This is a genomic window from Anaerosporobacter faecicola (assembly GCF_012070565.1).
GTDB lineage: Bacteria > Bacillota > Clostridia > Lachnospirales > Lachnospiraceae > Anaerosporobacter > Anaerosporobacter faecicola.
The window spans coordinates 119,101-136,527 of sequence record NZ_JAAQRO010000008.1 but is presented as its reverse complement, the minus strand read 5'-3'; the positions used below and the strand labels follow the sequence as shown (position 1 = coordinate 136,527).

Genomic DNA, 17,427 nt, shown 5'->3' with positions numbered 1-17,427 from the left:
GTCAGGATTTGATGTCATCTGTCAGGATTTTAACATTTTTTTTTAAAATGTGGTAATATACCAAATGAAGGGAATATTTAAATATATTAACCTGTAACAAATAAATAAAAAAAAGGAGAGATTATTATGTCAGCATTTCAGGTAACTGCCAAAGAATTGGGTAAAAAGGCTTTGGATTTACAACAATTAAACGCAAGATTTAAAACAGAGGTAACAGATTTGGAAACAACAGAAACTGCACTAAAATCTATGTGGGAAGGTTCAGCAAACAATGCATTCCATACAGCTTTTATGAATGACAAGGGACAGATGGTTAAATTCCATAATGCGATTGAAAAATATTGCGAAGCGTTAGTTACCATCGCAACAAAATATCAAACCGCAGAAAATACGAATACAGACACAGCAAGTAAAAGAAAATATTAAAATAGCAAAATAAAAGTATATTTTTGTAAAGGAGAATGTTAAAATGGAAGGTATAATTAAGGTAACACCAGAACAATTATCATCAACAGCAGATACATTTAGTACGAAGGGTAAAAATGTAAGCAGTTTAACCACAGAGATGACGAACCTAGCAGTAGGACTTAGCGCAATCTGGACAGGTGATGCTGCAGAAGCTTATCGTACAAAATTCAAAGACTTAGACGCAGATATCCAGAAGATCAATAAGATGATTCAAGAACATGCTGCTGACTTAAAAGAAATGGCAAGTGTATATACAAAAGCAGAGAAAGATAGTCAAGATGAGATTAGTTCATTGGCATCTAATATCATTAACTAAATTTCATACATATCAAGGGCAAATGCGCCAATTCAATACAAATAGAAAGTGAAGGAGGAAATATGTTTTCTGTAAATTTATCAAAATTCCCAGAACGTATTCAGGAAATTAGGGACAATGCCATACAACTATCAAAATTTCAAGATCGTATGGAGCAATGTCAATCCGTTCTTCATTCACTTTCTGGTATGGAAGAAATAATCGAACAGATGCGAATCCTTGGGCAACAATTGGATGAAGAAAAGAGAAGCTTTGTTCAGCTAGCAGATACATTGGCAGAAGTAAAGAAGTATTATGAGCATTGCGAACGTAAAATAGAAGAACAATATGAACAGGGAGAAGTATCCTATCAGAAACTTAAGACCGGTTTTCGTAATATTGATAATATTGATTCATTCTTTCAAGAGATAGAAAACAGGTAGTGTGGGAGGCTAGAATGGCTGCAAATACAATACAAATTAGTACCAGACTTTTGGACAAAGATCGTGAAACGATGACAACGGAATTAACGAAGATCACGTCCGACATGAAGGCAATGTTGGATTCCATTAAGGAATTAGATACGATGTGGGAAGGTACAGCAAAATCGGAGTTCTCAAAACAGTTTAATAAAGATCATGAAACTCTGGTTGATCTATGCAAAGTAATAGCAGAATTTATAGGCTGCATGGAATATGCAAGTGAAGAATATATCAGTTGCGAAAACTCTGTCAATGATTTAATTCAGGCTATTAAGATATAAAAAGGGATTTTGTAACATTGTAGATAGTTTGAGTAGGAGGCAAGTATGAGTGATACAGGAAGTTCTTCAACAAGTACAGCAATAATCAAAGTATCTCCTGAGGTGTTAGTTGAAAAAGCTGCTGTTGTTAAGGAAAAGATAAGTAATATGCAAACAGCATTTACGAATATGATGAATGTGGTTTCAAAATCGAAATCCTATTGGATTGGTGATGCATCCGAAGCACATCGTAAAGTATATAAAAGCTATGAAACGGAAGTTACGGAGATCTTTAATCGATTTTCAGAACATGTTGTTGATCTAACAAAAATGGCTGGTGTTTATGAAAAAGTAGAAAAAGAAGTAGCAGAAGTAGCAGAAAATCTTCCTACAGATTTGATTAGCTAGGAGAGTGAGAACATGAGTGAAGCAAGTATTGCGATGGATTTTGCAAAGGCATGTAAGCAGTCAGAACAGATCCATGAGATTGCAAATCAATTATCAACCCTTTCTACAAAACAGTTTGATGAAACGATGCGGCTGTTATCAAGCAATTGGGAGGGAGATAGTTCAAAACAATATTTAAACAAATGCGTTGACCTGCAAGAAGCAATGAAAATGTCTGCTGATAACATACATGATGTAGCTACTACAATTTATAATGTCGCAAAGAGGATTTATGAAGCGGAACTTAGAAATCTCCAAATTGCACAACAAAGAAACAACACGGAAAAGTAATAATTGGATATGCATATAGATAAGGTATATGGAAGGAATACAGGGGGAATGAGATGAAAAAGAAAGTTAAGATGGTCTATATAGTATGCCTTCTAATATGTGCATTATTACCTGCAGTCGTTGTTCGAGTAGCAACCATGGATCAGATATTTCATGCAAATAGTAACAATGGTTATCTATATGTGTTATCAAACATAAAAGATTTAAAGAGTGAACAGGTTAAATGCCAATTAGATGGTAGTGATTGCGCAATCGGTGAAATTGCTGCCATAACAAAATCAGATGTGAAGTTGCGGACGATTGTATTGATCGATGTGTCGAAATCGGTAACTTCTTCAGATAAAAAAACGATCAAGAGTATTATAAAAGGTCTAATTAGCAATTTAGCAGATAATGAACAGATGGAAATTGATGCAATTGGTAAAGATCTTGAAGTTCTCCAAGCAATGACGGAAGATAAATTCGAATTATATTCTTCCTATGAGAAGATTAAATATGCAAAACAAGCTACCTATATAACAACAATCATGCCTGAAGTGATAGCCGGGATAAAACAATCAATGGAGGCAGAGAATTGTTTCTATCGACTCATAATATTTTCTGATGATTACGTTGATGAGAATGGTAGTTTGGCAGCAAATTATCTTCTTGAGAGTCTTCAAGAGGCAGAATTTCCAATCTATACAGTTGGATGCTTACATGACGATAATGAAGAAAAGTTAAAGAATTTATATGACTTTTCTGTAATTACAGGAGGAGAGAGCTTTACATTAAAAGAAAAGACGAAACCCTCCAAAATTATTGCAAAGATGAATCAATTTTATGAGTATTCCTTGATTAAAGCAAAAGTTCCAGATGAATTACGAGATGGAACAAACCGTGAGGTCTCCTTACTGATTCAGCAGGAAGGGAAGGCTGCGAAAAAGATTTCTTCAAAGGTTTTACTAGATAAATTGAAGATAACAACAAATACGAAGAGTACAGAGTATAGCGAACCGAATATAGCTGAAAGTGATAAGAAGAATGGTTCATCATGGCTCCAAAAAAACAAAATATTTGTTATTGGAGGAGTTGTTTTCGTTGTGATTATTTTGGGAGGATTAATCACAATAGGTTTCATTAGACATCGTAGAAAACATCAGGGAGAGATGAAGAAGCGAAAAGGTATACGTCCTGAAGTAACCGTACAAACAGGAAAAGATCTTATGCCTAATTATGAAACAAAGGTTGCAATGGATTTCATGGACTTGGAAGAAGATTATAATGAAACGATTGCAATTAAGCCACAATATATAGGAAATAGAAAATCAACCTTTGCTGAGAGTAAAAATAGAGAAGTATTAATTTTTAAATTAAATGATGTAAATAACAATCGTGTTTTTGGGAAAACCGTGAATAGCGAGCTGTATATAGGTAGAACATTAGCGAAAGATACGAATAAGATGATTGTGATTGACTATGATCCAAGTGTATCCAAGTTACATTGTAGAATCTATGAGTCAGGGGGAAAACTATATGTAACAGACTTAGGATCATTAAACGGAACATATCTGAACGGCGTATCTGTGGATGAAGATGCAGTGTTAGCAGATCAAGACATTCTTGATATTGGTCAAGTGAAGCTAAAAGTATCAATTACAATAAATTCTGCATCTATTTGTTAGTATAATGATCGAAAAATTAAGAGTAGAATGCATGTATTTACCGAAGTACAGAACAAACCATATTGAGTTGAGATAAAAAACAATTTTCGAAGAATCATGTGTCAAGAAACGCCACATCTTGACACTTGTTCATGAAAATTGTTTTTTTTGTCCCAAACCAACATGCAAGAATATACGTTGATATAGTTGTACCATTCTTTTGACGGTATATACCATAGGATTATGCAGTTGATTGGAGACGATTCCTTGCTTATAAAGCCAATAGTTGTAATCTATCCCACAAGATATAACATTTTGTAACAATGCCTATATTAATTTTAGAAAATACATTGCTTTTTTTTATATAATAAGCTAATATATGAATATGGAATAAAAAAAGAAAGTATTATAACGTAAAGTTATAATATGTATAATCTAAAGGAATGTGTGATACGAAGCAGTTAGAACGTACCATGGAATATAGGAAAACAGAAAGGAAGTAGGTAGAATGAATTATAATATAGCAGTTATACCTGGAGATGGAATCGGACCGGAAATCGTAACAGAGGCAAAGAAAGTCTTAGACAAGATTGGTAGTACATACGGACATACATTTCACTACACAGAAGTATTGATGGGTGGTTGTTCCATTGATGCAACAGGAGTTCCATTAACGGAAGAAGCATTAGCTACAGCAAAAGCAAGTGATTCTGTGTTACTTGGTGCAGTAGGTGGTAATGTAGGTCAGTCAAATTGGTATCAACTTCCTCCAAACAAAAGACCAGAAGCTGGATTATTGCAAATTCGTAAAGGGTTAAATCTATTTGCCAATATTCGACCTGCAGTTCTTTTTGATGAATTAAAGGGAGCTTGTCCGCTTAAAGAAGAGATTACAGATGGTGGATTTGATTTTGTTGTAATGAGAGAGTTGACAGGTGGATTATACTTTGGAGATCGGAAAACATACGAAGAAAATGGTGTAACCACAGCAATGGATACTCTTACCTATAATGAAAATGAAATTCGAAGAATCGCCAAATGGGGATTTGATATTGCAAGAAAGAGAAATAAGAAAGTATGTAGCGTAGACAAAGCCAATGTTCTTGATTCTTCAAGATTATGGAGAAAAGTTGTGAAAGAAGTAGCAGCTGATTATCCAGATGTGGAATTAAGCGATATGCTAGTAGATAACTGTGCAATGCAATTAGTGAAGGATCCAAAACAATTTGATGTGATTTTAACAGAGAATATGTTTGGTGATATCTTATCCGATGAAGCAAGTATGGTTACAGGTTCAATTGGAATGCTAGCATCAGCAAGTTTAGGCGATACAAAATTAGGATTATACGAGCCAAGCCATGGTTCCGCACCTGATATAGCTGGACAGAATAAAGCCAATCCAATTGCGACTATCTTATCAGCAGCCATGATGTTACGTTACTCTTTTGATTTAGAGAAAGAAGCAGATGCCATCGAAGAAGCAGTAAAAGCTGTCTTAAAAGAAGGATATCGTACCATTGATATTATGTCAGAAGGTAAAAAGAAAGTTGGTACGATTGAGATGGGAGATTTGATCTGTAGTCATATTGTGAAATAATTTGCCTTATTCGTGCATCAATAAAAGGGCAAATGCTACTTTTGACCCGTACATCATAATATGTTAGAATAGAAAAGAATACAATCGATTTGTGAGATCTAGGAGGTAGTAGTATGAGAAGTGATTCCGTTAAGACTGGTATGCAACAAGCACCACACCGTTCGTTATTTAATGCACTTGGTATGACAAAAGAAGAACTAGAGAGACCTTTGGTTGGTATTGTTAGTTCACATAATGAAATTGTACCAGGCCATATGAACTTAGATAAAATTGTGGAAGCAGTTAAGATCGGTGTAGCCATGGCAGGTGGAACACCAGTGGTATTCCCTGCGATAGCCGTTTGCGATGGTATTGCCATGGGACATATAGGTATGAAGTATTCTCTTGTAACAAGAGATTTGATCTGCGATTCAACAGAAGCAATGGCAATGGCACATGGTTTCGATGCCCTTGTAATGGTACCAAACTGTGATAAGAATGTACCTGGACTATTAATGGCTGCTGCAAGATTGAATATCCCAACAATCTTTGTAAGTGGTGGACCAATGCTCGCTGGTCATGTTCATGGTCAAAAGAGAAGTCTATCTAGCATGTTTGAAGCAGTAGGATCTTATGCAGCAGGAAAGATGACAGCAGAAGATGTAGAAGAATTCGAGAATAAAGTATGTCCAACTTGTGGTTCTTGTTCGGGTATGTATACAGCCAACAGTATGAACTGCTTAACAGAAGTACTAGGTATGGGACTTCGTGGAAATGGTACAATTCCAGCGGTATATTCCGAAAGAATTAAATTAGCAAAACATGCTGGTATGAAGATTATGGAATTATATGAAAAGAATATTCGTCCTCGTGATATTATGACAGAAGAAGCATTCATGAATGCATTGACTGTGGATATGGCTCTTGGCTGTAGTACAAACAGTATGTTACATTTACCTGCTATTGCACATGAAGCTGGGGTAGAGTTGAATGTAGATATTGCAAATCATATAAGTGCAAAGACACCAAACTTATGTCATCTTGCACCAGCTGGTCCAACTTATATGGAAGATCTGAATGAAGCTGGCGGTGTATATGCCGTTATGAATGAGTTAAATAAGAAGAATCTATTACATACAGACTGTATAACTGCAACGGGCAAAACAGTTGGAGAGAACATTGCTGGTTGTGTAAATCGCAATCCAGAAGTAATTCGTACCATTGATAATCCATATAGTACTACAGGCGGTATTGCCGTATTAAAAGGAAACTTAGCACCCGATTCAGGAGTTGTAAAACGTTCTGCTGTTGCACCTGAAATGTTAAAACACGAAGGACCTGCTAGAGTATTTGATTGTGAAGAAGATGCAATTGCGGCAATCAAAGAAGGAAAAATTGTTGCAGGAGACGTTGTGGTAATCCGATATGAAGGACCAAAAGGTGGACCAGGTATGAGAGAGATGTTAAATCCTACATCAGCTATTGCAGGTATGGGACTTGGTTCTAGTGTAGCCTTAATTACAGATGGTCGTTTTAGTGGTGCATCAAGAGGTGCTTCCATTGGTCATGTATCTCCAGAAGCAGCAGTAGGAGGACCAATTGCATTAGTAGAAGAAGGGGACATTATTAAGATTGATATCAATGCGAATACGTTGGATATGGATGTATCCGAGGAAGAATTAGCGAGAAGACGTGCAAATTGGAAACCAAGACAACCAAAAGTAACAACAGGATATCTTGCTCGTTATGCTTCTATGGTTACATCAGGAAATCGTGGAGCAATCTTAGAGATTCCACAGCAATAAAGAGTACAGACAGTAATGGTGAAAGAGGTGTAGTATGCAGTTAACAGGTTCAGAAATCTTAGTAGAATGTTTAAAAGAACAGGGAGTGGATACGATCTTTGGATATCCAGGTGGTGCTGTTCTGAATATATATGATGAATTATACAAACACAAGAAAGAGATAAGACATATTCTTACCTCCCATGAACAGGGGGCTTCCCATGCGGCAGATGGGTATGCGAGAGCAACAGGAAAAGTTGGTGTGTGTCTTGCGACAAGTGGCCCAGGTGCAACGAATTTGGTTACAGGTATTGCAACGGCATATATGGATTCGGTACCAATGGTAGCAATAACAGGTAACGTTACAGTTCCTTTACTTGGTAAGGATAGTTTCCAAGAGGTAGACATTGCTGGTATTACAATGCCGATTACAAAACATAATTTTATCGTAAAAGATGTTACAAAACTTGCAGATACACTTCGCCGCGCATTTAAAATCGCTAACACAGGTCGCCCAGGTCCTGTATTATTGGATATTACGAAAGATGTAACGGCTGCAAAGACGGAATATACAAAAGTAGTACCAGAAAAGATTGAACGAGTAGCTGATACGATCAAAGAAGAAGATTTGGTAACAGCGGTTGAGATGATCAATCATGCAAGCAAACCAATGGTATTCGTTGGTGGTGGTGCCGTTATTTCTGAAGCAAGTGAAGAGTTAGAACAATTCGTTGATCTTATAGATGCTCCAGTATGCGACACATTAATGGGAAAAGGTGCTTACAGTGGAGAACATGAGCAATATACTGGTATGTTGGGAATGCATGGTACGAAGACATCAAACCTTGCGGTAACACAGTGTGATCTGCTCATTACAGTTGGTGCTAGATTTAGTGATCGTGTGACCGGTAATATTGCCAAATTTGCTCCAAATGCAAAGGTATTACAAATCGATGTAGACCCAGCAGAGATCAATAAGAATGTCATTACCGATCATTGTGTTGTTGGTGACATTAAGATGGTCTTAGAGCGTATAAATAAGAAATTAACACAACATAACCATAAAGAATGGATGGAACATGTGTTGGATATGAAACAACAATATCCATTAACCTATCAAAAAGATGTGTTAACAGGACCATACATAATTGAAAAATTATATGAGATTACCAATGGTGATGCAATCATTACAACGGAAGTTGGACAGCATCAAATGTGGGCAGCACAATATTTCAAATATAAAAAACCAAGAACCTTCCTTACTTCAGGTGGCCTTGGAACAATGGGTTATGGCTTAGGAGCTTGTATTGGTGCCAAAGTTGCTCACCCAGAGAAAGTCGTAGTGAATATGGCGGGAGATGGTTGCTTCCGAATGAACATGAATGAAGTAGCAACAGCAACTCGCTATAACATACCAATTATTGAGATTATATTTAACAACCATGTACTTGGAATGGTACGTCAATGGCAGACGTTGTTCTATGGAGAACGGTATTCCTATACGGTACTCAATGATGCGGTTGATTTTGTAAAATTAGCAGAAGCGATGGGAGCAAAAGCATATCGAATCACAAAGAAAGAAGAAGTGGAGCCTGTTTTAAAAGAAGCAATTGCATTAAATATACCAGTTGTTATTGATTGCCAGATTCAAAGTGATGATAAAGTATGGCCAATGGTTGCACCAGGTGCAGCAATTGATGAGGTATTCTCAGAAGAAGACCTTAAAAAGTAGTTGGTAAATGTAATGTTTAAGAAAGCTAGAATATGGAGATAAAAGAATAAAGTAGCATGGACTAGAATATCTTGATAAAAGAAACGTGATTGATTGCATTGGATCTTTCCTTTTGTTGCATTTTTTCAAAGCACATGTTAAAATGCTAACAATTGGAAATCCGAGGCACAATTGCAAAAAATAGCGAATAAGGATTGACTTCATATTTTTTTAGTTTTATAATGTAACACAATAAAGTAGTCAAGCATAAAAGGAGGAAGTACAAGTGGGTAGAGTTTATAATTTTTCAGCAGGTCCAGCTGTTTTACCTGAAGAAGTATTAAAAGAAGCAGCAGCAGAAATGTTAGATTACAATGGCACTGGAATGTCGGTTATGGAGATGAGTCATCGATCCAAAGCTTACCAGGAAATCATTGAAACTGCAGAAAAAGATTTAAGAGACTTGATGAATATACCTGATAATTATAAAGTCTTATTCTTACAAGGTGGCGCATCTCAGCAATTTGCCATGATCCCAATGAACCTTATGAAGAATAAAGTAGCTGATTATATTATCACGGGTCAATGGGCTAAGAAAGCTTTCAAAGAAGCTCAGATCTATGGTAAAGCAAGAGCAATTGCATCATCCGAGGACAAAACTTTCTCCTATATTCCAGATTGTTCGGATCTTGATATTGATGAAGATGCAGATTACGTGTACATATGTGAGAATAACACCATTTATGGTACAAAATTTAAAACACTACCAAATACAAAGGGGAAAACGTTAGTAGCCGATGTTTCTTCTTGCTTCTTATCTGAACCAGTAGATGTAAGCAAATATGGTGTAATCTATGGTGGCGTTCAAAAGAACATTGGACCAGCAGGTGTTGTAATCGTTATTATTCGTGAAGATTTGATCACAGAGGATACATTAGAAGGTACTCCTACTATGTTAAAATATAAGATTCATGCAGACAACAATTCTTTATATAATACTCCACCAGCATATGGCATCTACATTTGTGGTAAAGTTTTCAAATGGTTAAAGAAGATGGGTGGACTTGAAGTTATGAAAGAACGTAACGAAAAGAAAGCCAAAGTATTATATGATTACTTAGACCAAAGTAAATTATTCAAAGGTACGGTAGTGAAAGAGGATCGTTCTCTTATGAATGTACCATTCGTAACAGGTGATGCTGATCTTGATGCAAAGTTTGTAAAAGAAGCAAAAGCTGCAGGTTTTGAAAACTTGAAAGGTCACAGAACAGTTGGCGGTATGAGAGCAAGTATCTACAATGCAATGCCACTTGAAGGCGTTGAGAAGTTAGTTGCATTCATGAAGAAATTCGAAGAAGAAAATCAATAATAGGATACAAAGGGCAAAAGGTTAATTTATAACGGATCAAAGAAGATACTTGGTGATTGCGAAATTCAGTTGAAAAATTGGATTTCGCAATTGTCTATCATAATCAAGATTTGTAGCGCTATTATTATAGATATAAAGTAAATGAAATGTTATCATTCGTCTTTATACGTTAATAGCAAAAGTTAAGAATGGGAGGATATTAGAATGGTAAAATATAATTGCCTGAATCCAATTGCTGGAGTAGGACTTGATCTTTTTACTGAGGATTTTGTGAAAACAGATTCTTTTGATGAAGCAGATGCGGTTTTAGTACGTAGTGCTGCAATGCATGATTTAGAAATGGGAAAACAATTATGTGCAATAGCTCGTGCTGGTGCAGGAGTGAATAATATACCACTTGATAAATGTGCAGAGAAAGGTATCGTTGTATTTAATACACCAGGTGCCAATGCAAATGGTGTTAAAGAATTAGTTGTTGCAGGATTAATGCTTGCTTCCCGTGATTTAGTTGGCGGAATGAAATGGGTTAATGATAATAAAGCAGATGAAAACATTAATAAAACCATGGAAAAAGCAAAGTCAAAATTTGCAGGGAAGGAAATCCAAGGTAAAAAATTAGGTGTAATCGGATTAGGAGCAATTGGTGTTCTTGTAGCCAATGCTGCAAAACGTCTCGGTATGGAAGTATATGGTTGTGATCCATATCTTTCTGTAGAACATGCATGGAACTTATCAAGAGATATCAAATACGTAAAAACAAGAGATGAAATATTCAAAGAATGTGATTATATAACGGTACATACTCCTTTAGTGGATGATACGAAGAAGATGATTAACAAAGATACAATTGCCATGATGAAAGACGGTGTTGTAATCTTGAACTTTGCAAGAGACCTTCTTGTAAATGATGAAGATATGGAAGTAGCTTTAGCTTCTGGTAAAGTTGCCAAATACGTTACGGATTTCCCTAATGCGAAGACAGCAAATATGGAGGGCGTTATTGCATTTCCTCATTTGGGTGCTTCTACTGCAGAATCAGAAGACAATTGTGCAGTTATGGCAGTAAAAGAAATCATGGACTATATGAACAATGGTAATATCAAAAATTCTGTAAACTATCCTGCATGTGATGCTGGTGTATGTTCTAGTGAAGGTCGTATCACGATCAACCACAGAAATATTCCAAATATGTTAAGCCAGTTTACAACTGTATTCGCTGCTGAGAATATTAATATCGATAACATGGTTAACAAGAGCCGTGGTGATTACGCTTATACCGTATTAGATATTGGAGCATCTTCTGCACAGGCATTAGTTGAAAAATTATCAGCAATCGATGGTGTATTAAAGGTAAGAGTTGTTAAGTAGTTCGATGAAGATCATTGGGCAACAAGACAGTTATTCATATACTGAGCAAAAGACACACCGGCAAATAATTCTGTTCTTTAGAATATTTGACGGTGCTTTTGTTATAGGGAGAACAAGAGAATAGGAGAAAAACAATGGCAAAAATCAAACCTTTTCGTTGCATTAGACCAAACGAAACAGTCGTATCAAAAGTAGCTGCATTACCTTATGATGTATACAATCGTGAGGAGGCAAAAGTAGAAGTAGAGAAGGAACCATTATCATTCTTAAAAATTGACCGGGCAGAAACCCAATTTGACGAGACGGTTGATACATATGATGCGAAAGTATATGCAAGAGCGAAAGAAACTCTACAGGCAATGATCGCAAATGGAACATTCGTTACGGACTCTGAGGAATGCTACTATCTATACGAATTGATTATGAATGGAAGAGCGCAAACAGGAATTGTTGCATGTGCTTCCATTGATGATTATATGAATCAGGTGATTAAGAAACATGAGAATACCAGAGAAGATAAAGAAATTGATCGAATCAATCATGTGGATATCTGTAATGCTCAGACAGGGCCTATATTCTTAGCATATCGTGCAGTAGCTGCTTTGAATCAAGTTGTTGACCGTGTGAAACAAGAAGATAAATTATATGGTTTCACATCGGAAGATGGGATTACACATAACGTATGGAAGGTAATGAAAGCGAAAGACAATACAACCATTAAGGAATGCTTTGAAAACATGGAACAGATCTATATAGCAGATGGACATCATCGTTGTGCATCTGCTGTTAAGGTAGGACTAAAGAGAAGAAAAGAAAATCCTCATTATACAGGAGAAGAAGAATTCAACTATTTCTTATCCGTGCTATTTCCAGATGAACAACTTATGATCATGGATTACAATCGTGCGGTAAAAGACCTCAATGGACATTCCAAGGAAGAATTCCTCGCTGCAATTGAGCAACATTTTTCAGTTACATTACTTGGGGAAAAAGAATACAGACCAGATCGGAAGGGAACCGTCGGTATGTATTTGGATAAACAGTGGTACAAGTTAGAAGCGAAAGAGGATATACAAGCAATTACGGATCCCGTAGATGGTTTAGATGTATCCATTCTACAAGACTACCTTCTTGCACCGGTCTTAGGAATTGAGGATCCAAGAATGGATAAACGTATTGAATTCATTGGAGGAATCCGTGGTTTAGGAGAGTTAGAACGTCGTGTGAATACAGATATGAAAGTCGCATTTGCAATGTATCCTACTTCCATTCAAGAATTGTTTGCTGTTGCAGATGCCAATCGATTAATGCCTCCAAAATCAACTTGGTTTGAGCCAAAATTACGTAGCGGGATCTTCATTCACCAGTTATAAGAGAATTAAGCCGATTCTAGTAAGGAAGTTAATACTTTTTTCATTTGATTATATTAGGATTTATGATAGAATTATATTAGAAAAAATCATTTATGGTCGACAATGTCGGATCGTGCGTAGCAATACGTCGTATCAAGAGCGGCAAGATACCTTTTGACGCTCTAATCATTATAGGAAGAAATATAAAAGAATGGAGATTGTTTAAGTATGGGTAGTTTCTTTAGTTTAGAAGGCGGATTTTTCGGTGGAATGGGAAAAATCTTTGATGTGGTTTTTGTGAGTATCTTATGGGTGCTTTGTTGCATTCCTGTCATTACCATTGGACCAGCCACAACGGCGTTGTATTATTGTGTTGTGAAAGCAATCCGTAGAGAGCGTGGATATATCTCAAAAGAGTTTTTCCACTCATTCAAACAAAACTTTAAGCAAGGAGCCATTGTTGGAATAATTTTTACTGTATTAGGTGTTCTGATGTCAATTAACTTTTATGTTGTTCGACAAATGAAAGGAAATATGGCAGCAATTTTATTTGGTATTTATATGGCAATGTCAATTGTTGCATATGTAACAGCAATCTATGCATTCCCTAATCTATCAAGATTTACATTAACAGTGAAGAATGTCTTTAAGAATTCATTGATCATGGCGATTCGTCATCTATTATCAACAATCATCATGGCAATCATTATCCTCGTTGCAGGTGTTGTTATGTACGTAATACCAATAACAACATTTTTCTTACCAGGTGTAGCATGTTTACTTGTTTCATTATTAATGGAGAAGATATTAAAACGTTATACTCCTGAAAGTACAGATACGCTTGATGCTTGGTATATGGAATAGTCATAATGTTATTGTATGGTAATCAAAGAATTTAACAAGCGTTTTTGTATCGTTTACCATTGAATTGTCGATAAATAATTAAAATACTGATAAATAGAATAATTATATCGAAAGAAAGATGTAAATTTTGTTATCTTGTCATACAATATGTCAAGAATTGCAAGATTTACATCTTTTTTGAGTAAGAAGTTATTTATATGATAATAAGATAGTTTTTATTACTAAATATAATTGTATTATAATGGAAAAAGTGATACAATAGTAATAATATGATATTAGGGACAAAGGATCTTACAATATGTGTTTACACGCAGGTGTATGAATATGGGGATCGCAATAACAGTAGAAAGTAGAAATACTTTTTGTCGCTTCAATCATAATATGTGAAACAGAGGGAGGACATTATATGAACGATACATTATACAATTTATGTGACTGGGCAGAAATCGAAGCAATTGTTTATTCCGAGCATGATAATCCTCATACCATTCTAGGACCACATGTAACAAACGAGGGAATTTTGTTCAATACATTTATTCCTACAGCTGTTAACGTTGTGTTACATATGAATAAGTCTGGAAAAGAGTATACAATGGAAGTAGCAGATGAAGCAGGGTTCTTTGCAGTACTTGTTAAGATGAAAAAGATTCCTGAATATACGTATATTGTTACCTATGACAACGGTGATGTACAAACAATCGTTGATCCATATCAATTTGATCCAGTAATTGATGGAATGGACTTAAAACTGTTTACAAGTGGAGTTCATTATGATATATATAATAGATTGGGTGCACACCCAATGGAAGTAGGTGGTGTCCCAGGTACTTTATTTGCTGTATGGGCACCTAATGCAATGCGTGTTAGTGTTGTTGGTGATTTTAATTTATGGGATGGAAGACGTCATCCTATGAGACGATTAGGAGATTCAGGTGTCTTTGAGTTGTTTATTCCTGGTCTCCAAAAGGGACAACTCTATAAGTATGAGATTAAGGTAAATAGTGAATGTGTTATGCTAAAAGCAGACCCGTATGGATATCGGGCAGAATTACGTCCTGCTACAGCGTCGATTATCGATGATCTCTCTACGTATCAGTGGAAAGATGAAGAGTATCTTAAAAAACGGGAAAAGAAGAATTATAAAGAAGAACCGATGTCAATCTATGAAGTGCATTTAGGATCTTTTAAGAGACCAGACGTAGAAGATCAAGACTCTGCATTCTATAATTATCGAGAACTAGCAACAATGCTGGCAACTTATGTAAAAGAAATGGGATATACGCATATTGAATTGATGCCGATTATGGAACACCCATTTGATGAATCTTGGGGATATCAAGTGACTGGATATTATGCTGCGACTGCGCGGTATGGATCACCAGAAGATTTTATGTATTTTATTGATTATATGCACAAGCATAACATAGGTGTCATTCTAGACTGGGTTCCTGCCCATTTTCCAAGAGATGCCTTCGGACTTGCTAATTTTGATGGGACATGCCTGTATGAGCACCTGGACCCAAGACAGGGAAGTCACCCACATTGGGGAACATTAATCTACAACTATGGAAGACCAGAAGTCTCAAACTTTCTGATTGCCAATGCATTATTCTGGGCAAAGATGTATCATATCGATGGAATTCGTATGGATGCGGTAGCTTCAATGCTTTATCTGGATTATGGCAAAGAAGACGGTGGTTGGGTAGCTAACATCTATGGTGGTAATGAAAACCTAGAAGCAGTAAAATTTTTGCAGGATTTATCAACCATATTCAAGAAAGAATGCAAAGGCGTCTTATTGATTGCTGAAGAATCTACTGCTTGGGAAAAAGTCACTGGTGAGGTAGAAGACGGCGGTTTAGGCTTTGATTTAAAATGGAATATGGGTTGGATGAATGATTTTACCAACTATATGAAATGTGATCCATTATTCCGTAAAGGGCGACATGGAGAACTGACATTTAGCATGATCTATGCCTATAGTGAGAATTTTGTATTAGTATTATCCCATGATGAAGTGGTTCATGGAAAAGGTTCCATGATTAACAAGATGCCAGGAAGTTATGAGCAAAAGTTTGCGAATCTTCGCGTCGCATATGGATATATGATGGCTCATCCAGGTAAAAAACTGTTATTTATGGGACAAGATATCGCTCAATTTGATGAGTGGAATGAAAAATCAAGTATTCAATGGAATCTATTAGAGTACGATGCCCATAGAGAAATGAAAGACTATGTGAAAGCGTTAAATCGTCTGTATAAAGATTATCCAGCGTTGTATCAATTAGACTTTAGTAGCGATGGTTTTGAATGGATCAATAGTATGGATGCAGATAAGAGTATTGTTAGCTTCTTACGTAAAACAGAGAAAGAAGAGGAAACCTTACTTGTCATCTGTAACTTTACACCAGTTGTTTATGAGAATTTTAAAATTGGTGTACCATTCGATGGAAAATATAAAGAAACCTTTAGTAGTGATAAAGAACAATTTGGTGGAAAGGGATATGTCAACCCTCGATTAAAATATTCAAAGCCGGATGAATGTGATGGAAGAGAGAATTCCATAACCATTACGGTACCACCACTAGGAATCAGTGTATTCACTTGTACACCAATTGCATTAGCAAAAACAGAGAAGAAAGAGAAAGCTTCTGCAAAAACGAAAACAGGAAAAGCAGAAACAAAGGCTTCTAAGGAAACCAAAACAGCCAAATCCACAAAAACGACGAAAGCAACAAAGTCAATTAAGACAGGAAAAGCATCGAAGACTGCAGATACAGTTGACACAGCAAAAACAACGGAGACTGTTAAAACAGCAAAGTCTTCTAAGCAAACGAAAATAACGAGTAAGACAAAGATAGAAAAGAAACAAGAAACAACGGAGTCACCTCTTACGGAAGTGAAGAAAGTAATTACTAGAAAAAGCGCCAAGAAAGTGGTTGATCCACAGAAGATAAAAGCAGATGATCAGATGCAAGAAGATAAAGTAGTTAAAATGGCTGATCAGATGCAAGAAGATGAAACGGTCAAAGCTGATCAGATGAATAAAGATAAAGCAGTCAAAGCGGCTGATCAGATCAAGGATGTTAAAAAGGCAAACAATCTTGAACAGATGACAGAAGTTACGAAAGAAAATGAGAATAAAAAAAGATCAGACGCAGAAGAGACAAAAGCAAATATCTCAGCAAAGGTAAAGGAACAAAAGGACAAAGTTACTAAGCTTGTTAAAAAAGTAATCAAACAAGAAGTAGCGTTGGAACCTGAAACACAACCTGAAATAACAACCCCAACAGGGAAAGACTTTGGTAAGAAGTCTGTTATACAGGAGGAAATCGCTGTAACACAGGAGAGTATGGAGAAAGTAACACGGAAAAAAAGGGGAAGACCACGTAAACAAAAATTACAACAACAAGCAGAGAAATAAGGAACATTAGAAGCGTTCTGTGAAAGACAAATCTTTAACAAGACGATTCGTTCTCTGCATAAGTTACCAGACTAATGAAAGGCATGGAAAGTA

At 36.1% G+C, this 17,427-nt stretch carries 15 protein-coding genes; all 15 read left to right on the top strand.

Annotated features, from left to right (window positions below; genetic code table 11):
* Positions 1 to 126: 126 nt before the first annotated feature.
* The 15 genes from HBB17_RS03835 (at position 127) to glgB (ending at position 17,334) form a co-directional block, all read left to right on the top strand.
* A complete protein-coding gene (locus HBB17_RS03835) occupies positions 127 to 426 on the top strand; it encodes a WXG100 family type VII secretion target (RefSeq protein WP_167955892.1) in 300 nt (99 codons plus the stop codon).
* A gap of 43 nt (positions 427 to 469) precedes the next feature.
* On the top strand, positions 470 to 784 hold the full coding sequence (locus HBB17_RS03830) for a WXG100 family type VII secretion target (protein ID WP_167955890.1): 315 nt from the start codon (positions 470 to 472) through the stop codon (positions 782 to 784).
* Between the two features lie 62 nt (positions 785 to 846).
* Complete coding sequence (locus HBB17_RS03825) at positions 847 to 1,206, top strand: hypothetical protein (RefSeq protein WP_167955888.1); 360 nt, start codon at positions 847 to 849, stop codon at positions 1,204 to 1,206.
* A gap of 14 nt (positions 1,207 to 1,220) precedes the next feature.
* Entirely contained in the window at positions 1,221 to 1,526 is a 306-nt protein-coding gene (locus tag HBB17_RS03820) for a hypothetical protein (protein ID WP_167955886.1), read from the top strand.
* Positions 1,527 to 1,571: 45 nt separating this feature from the next.
* Positions 1,572 to 1,913 carry a WXG100 family type VII secretion target gene (locus tag HBB17_RS03815; RefSeq protein WP_167955884.1) on the top strand — a complete coding sequence of 114 codons (342 nt, stop codon included), beginning with the start codon at positions 1,572 to 1,574 and terminating at the stop codon, positions 1,911 to 1,913.
* A 12-nt stretch (positions 1,914 to 1,925) separates the two neighbouring features.
* Positions 1,926 to 2,243: a WXG100 family type VII secretion target gene (locus HBB17_RS03810; protein WP_167955882.1), complete on the top strand. Its 318-nt coding sequence runs from the start codon at positions 1,926 to 1,928 to the stop codon at positions 2,241 to 2,243.
* Positions 2,244 to 2,296: 53 nt separating this feature from the next.
* Complete coding sequence (locus HBB17_RS03805) at positions 2,297 to 3,907, top strand: FHA domain-containing protein (RefSeq protein ID WP_167955880.1); 1,611 nt, start codon at positions 2,297 to 2,299, stop codon at positions 3,905 to 3,907.
* A 487-nt stretch (positions 3,908 to 4,394) separates the two neighbouring features.
* Positions 4,395 to 5,483: a 3-isopropylmalate dehydrogenase gene (gene leuB, locus HBB17_RS03800; RefSeq protein WP_167955878.1), complete on the top strand. Its 1,089-nt coding sequence runs from the start codon at positions 4,395 to 4,397 to the stop codon at positions 5,481 to 5,483.
* Between the two features lie 113 nt (positions 5,484 to 5,596).
* On the top strand, positions 5,597 to 7,267 hold the full coding sequence (ilvD, locus tag HBB17_RS03795; protein ID WP_167955876.1) for a dihydroxy-acid dehydratase: 1,671 nt from the start codon (positions 5,597 to 5,599) through the stop codon (positions 7,265 to 7,267).
* 34 nt (positions 7,268 to 7,301) lie between these two features.
* Positions 7,302 to 8,978, top strand: coding sequence for a biosynthetic-type acetolactate synthase large subunit (gene ilvB, locus HBB17_RS03790; RefSeq protein ID WP_167955875.1), 1,677 nt, complete (start codon positions 7,302 to 7,304; stop codon positions 8,976 to 8,978).
* 265 nt (positions 8,979 to 9,243) lie between these two features.
* Entirely contained in the window at positions 9,244 to 10,326 is a 1,083-nt protein-coding gene (gene serC, locus HBB17_RS03785; RefSeq protein WP_167955873.1) for a 3-phosphoserine/phosphohydroxythreonine transaminase, read from the top strand.
* Between the two features lie 204 nt (positions 10,327 to 10,530).
* A complete protein-coding gene (locus tag HBB17_RS03780) occupies positions 10,531 to 11,694 on the top strand; it encodes a phosphoglycerate dehydrogenase (RefSeq protein WP_167955871.1) in 1,164 nt (387 codons plus the stop codon).
* Positions 11,695 to 11,828: 134 nt separating this feature from the next.
* A complete protein-coding gene (locus tag HBB17_RS03775; protein WP_167955869.1) occupies positions 11,829 to 13,067 on the top strand; it encodes a DUF1015 domain-containing protein in 1,239 nt (412 codons plus the stop codon).
* A gap of 207 nt (positions 13,068 to 13,274) precedes the next feature.
* The gene (locus tag HBB17_RS03770) at positions 13,275 to 13,910 is read left to right on the top strand and encodes a YesL family protein (protein WP_167955867.1); all 636 of its coding nucleotides are present in this window, start codon (positions 13,275 to 13,277) and stop codon (positions 13,908 to 13,910) included.
* 406 nt (positions 13,911 to 14,316) lie between these two features.
* Positions 14,317 to 17,334: a 1,4-alpha-glucan branching protein GlgB gene (glgB, locus tag HBB17_RS03765; RefSeq protein WP_167955865.1), complete on the top strand. Its 3,018-nt coding sequence runs from the start codon at positions 14,317 to 14,319 to the stop codon at positions 17,332 to 17,334.
* The last annotated feature ends 93 nt before the right edge of the window (positions 17,335 to 17,427 follow it).

Coding starts and splice junctions, on each gene's coding strand:
- HBB17_RS03775 (WP_167955869.1), top strand. CDS start 11,829: ATGGCAAAAATCAAACCTTTTCGTTGCATTAGACCAAACGAAACAGTC.
- leuB (WP_167955878.1), top strand. CDS start 4,395: ATGAATTATAATATAGCAGTTATACCTGGAGATGGAATCGGACCGGAA.
- HBB17_RS03805 (WP_167955880.1), top strand. CDS start 2,297: ATGAAAAAGAAAGTTAAGATGGTCTATATAGTATGCCTTCTAATATGT.
- HBB17_RS03780 (WP_167955871.1), top strand. CDS start 10,531: ATGGTAAAATATAATTGCCTGAATCCAATTGCTGGAGTAGGACTTGAT.
- HBB17_RS03820 (WP_167955886.1), top strand. CDS start 1,221: ATGGCTGCAAATACAATACAAATTAGTACCAGACTTTTGGACAAAGAT.
- HBB17_RS03810 (WP_167955882.1), top strand. CDS start 1,926: ATGAGTGAAGCAAGTATTGCGATGGATTTTGCAAAGGCATGTAAGCAG.
- ilvB (WP_167955875.1), top strand. CDS start 7,302: ATGCAGTTAACAGGTTCAGAAATCTTAGTAGAATGTTTAAAAGAACAG.
- HBB17_RS03770 (WP_167955867.1), top strand. CDS start 13,275: ATGGGTAGTTTCTTTAGTTTAGAAGGCGGATTTTTCGGTGGAATGGGA.
- ilvD (WP_167955876.1), top strand. CDS start 5,597: ATGAGAAGTGATTCCGTTAAGACTGGTATGCAACAAGCACCACACCGT.
- HBB17_RS03830 (WP_167955890.1), top strand. CDS start 470: ATGGAAGGTATAATTAAGGTAACACCAGAACAATTATCATCAACAGCA.
- HBB17_RS03835 (WP_167955892.1), top strand. CDS start 127: ATGTCAGCATTTCAGGTAACTGCCAAAGAATTGGGTAAAAAGGCTTTG.
- HBB17_RS03825 (WP_167955888.1), top strand. CDS start 847: ATGTTTTCTGTAAATTTATCAAAATTCCCAGAACGTATTCAGGAAATT.
- glgB (WP_167955865.1), top strand. CDS start 14,317: ATGAACGATACATTATACAATTTATGTGACTGGGCAGAAATCGAAGCA.
- HBB17_RS03815 (WP_167955884.1), top strand. CDS start 1,572: ATGAGTGATACAGGAAGTTCTTCAACAAGTACAGCAATAATCAAAGTA.